We start from the raw sequence: 2,446 nt of genomic DNA, 5'->3' as shown, positions 1-2,446 counted from the left end.
GCCTTGGCGGATTCCTCGGCCGCAAGAGTGATGGCGAGCCTGGCGTGAAGACGATTTGGCTGGGGCTGAAAGAAGTTCATGTCGCGGCGAAGACACTGCGAGGCTTACGAGCCGTCGATGATGGGGACAATTGTGTATAACCACATGCCTTCAGGTGTCTCTACCGGATGCCGGATTTACACCGGCTTAGTCGCGCCGGCGGCCGCTGCTCGCCACCAGGAGCCCGATCAGAACGCCAACAGCGACGGCGATGCCGACTGTCTTCAGCGGTGATTCGACTACACCTTGCTGCAAGCCTTCCACCGCATGATCCACTCGCACACGGACGCGATGCGCGCCATCCTGAGCCATTCCACGAATGCCGCTGCTCAGGACATGTCCCCTGTCCTGCAGGCGACTTCCCGCCTTGGCCACTTCTTCCGGAGCATCGCGGGCGCGCGCTTCGATGAGGTGCTCCAACTGCGCGATCAACGCCTTGCCTTCCTCCAGCAGTGGCGTCGCCCCTTGGATAGCGGCCCGCCGCGTGTCTCGGACAGCGCGTTGGATTTCCCCTACCGGACTGTCGACGCTATCACTGAGGTTGAGCGCGGCCTTGGGAACCCTTGAATGGTGGAACAGCATGACGTGGCCTCCTTACTAGCTTCGAAATTGACGGGCATCATCTGCCCTTGCGGACCAGACTCATCACGAAGGTCACCAGCGCCACCACGAGAAAGATGAAGAACAAGATCTTGGCGATTTCCACAGCGCCTGCGGCGATGCCACCAAAGCCGAACACCGCAGCAACCAGGGCGATTAAGAAGAAAACCAGCGCGTAGTACAACATGATGTCCTCCCTTGTTCAAACCACGGCGGAGACGGCACTCCGCGCTGCTCGCGGGCAGCATTGCGTGGCTGGCACAGCACCTCATCCCCGGGAACGGAGACCCGCTCAATCCCATCGCACCTGGCGGGCAGCCCGTCCGAACACCCCATCCACGCTCGCGGGGTACCCGCCAAGATTAAACTGAGGGCTGGCACTTACGGGCTGCGGCGCACAAGCATTTCGCTACCAAGAGAAACACCTGTCGTAACTGCCGCAAGAATCTCCCTACTCAGTGAGATGCACCAGCCCATTGAACTACGCCTACAGCTTGCTATCACGCTCCCAGGCCTTCATCTCTTCCTCAACCTGTTCCTTCGTGAAGCCATAGCGCTCCTGGATTCTTCCGGCGAGTTGATCGCGCTTGCCTTGGACCCGGGTAAGGTCATCGTCGGTCAGTTTTCCCCACTTCTCCTTGACCTTGCCTTTTGCTTGCTCCCACTTGCCTTCGATCTGATCCCAATTCATGGTCAACTCCTTTTCGGATTCCTGATGGTGAGTCCGCGGCCGGACCCGCTCACCTCCAACAAGCGGCGACAGCATGCGCCGCGCACCTAGCCAACTACTCCAACTACTACTTTCCGTACTTCGCCTTCGTGTCCGAGATGCATTTGTCCTTGGCGCCGCCGGACATTGCGTCGCACTTTTGCTTGTCGGCCTCATAGTTAGCGTCCATGGTGTCCTTCTTGGCCTCGCGGCGGGCCTCGGAGACATCAGCGCCGGCACTCTCTTTCGCCTTTTCTATCTTGATGGCGCCTAGCGCCTTCTCATGCGCAGCCTTAGCTTCCTTCACGCACACGTCCTTCGCGTTGCCCGTCTTGTCGTCGCACATCTCCTTTGCGACATCGTAGTCCCGGTCGGCTTTGACCTTATGTGCGTGAGCCTGTGCTTTCTCTGTGCCCTCGCGCTTCACCTCAGCTTCCGCCTTAGCCACGTCGCGATCACGCTTTGCCTCGGCCTGGCAAATATCCTTGGCATTGGCTTTCAGTCCGGCGCATTTGTCACTAGCCACCCTATAGTCGGCGTTTGCCTGCTTCGTTGCGGCGTCGTATTCTGCTTTCGATCCCGCGGCGGGTGTAGCCAGCGCAATGCCTGCCGGTGCGGCGAACACCATCGCGTAAATCGCTGCCGATAGAAACTTCCTGATCATTGTCAACTCCTCTCAAGTAGCGAGCCTGCTTGCGGCTTGCGCATCACTGGCGTGTGATGCGTTGCTGCTCACCTCATATAGCCAACATATCGCTTCCTGACGCGCGCTCGGTCATACTAGGGACTCCACAGGGCGTGGAAGTCCAAGAGCGAAAATCTGGCAAGTGGTCTTTGACTTCCAAGCGCTGACGGTTAACTCACTATATTTGAGGAGTGGCCTTGAGAGTTGTCGTGCATCAAGCTTTCGAGACTATGGACCGTGGCTGCTATGGCTATAACGACCAGCCCCCCCGTGCCAATATGACGTGCGTCACCTATCCCTGATAGATTAGTGAGCAACGAGGTAGGTATGACCGTCAACAACTCATCCAAGGCAACGATGGCTGCCGTCAAGAATGTGTCCGATCCGGGCGCAACGCAAGGAGCCCGTAGGGC

Annotated in this window: 5 protein-coding genes; 1 reads left to right on the top strand and 4 read right to left on the bottom strand. The window is 58.5% G+C overall.

The features are described 5' to 3' along the window. Nucleotides 1–140: IS4 family transposase (locus AC1DS6_RS42420; protein ID WP_477104770.1), on the top strand; the 140-nt coding region annotated here is incomplete at its 5' end. A 46-nt stretch (nucleotides 141–186) separates the two neighbouring features. Here AC1DS6_RS42420 and AC1DS6_RS42415 read toward each other — a convergent pair. The 4 genes from AC1DS6_RS42415 to AC1DS6_RS42400 form a co-directional block, all read right to left on the bottom strand. After that, nucleotides 187–621: an ElaB/YgaM/YqjD family protein gene (locus AC1DS6_RS42415; RefSeq protein ID WP_477104777.1), complete on the bottom strand. Its 435-nt coding sequence runs from the start codon at nucleotides 619–621 to the stop codon at nucleotides 187–189. Between the two features lie 37 nt (nucleotides 622–658). Continuing rightward, the gene (locus AC1DS6_RS42410; protein WP_477104776.1) at nucleotides 659–826 is read right to left on the bottom strand and encodes a DUF1328 domain-containing protein; all 168 of its coding nucleotides are present in this window, start codon (nucleotides 824–826) and stop codon (nucleotides 659–661) included. Nucleotides 827–1,126: 300 nt separating this feature from the next. Beyond that, a complete protein-coding gene (locus AC1DS6_RS42405) occupies nucleotides 1,127–1,330 on the bottom strand; it encodes a CsbD family protein (protein ID WP_477104775.1) in 204 nt (67 codons plus the stop codon). 106 nt (nucleotides 1,331–1,436) lie between these two features. Beyond that, a complete protein-coding gene (locus AC1DS6_RS42400; protein WP_477104774.1) occupies nucleotides 1,437–2,012 on the bottom strand; it encodes a hypothetical protein in 576 nt (191 codons plus the stop codon). Nucleotides 2,013–2,446 lie beyond the last annotated feature (434 nt).

The organism is Cupriavidus sp. 05L310 (assembly GCF_056398185.1).
Note: the sequence above shows the minus strand (reverse complement) of the source record. Positions and strands in the feature narration are given on the sequence as shown.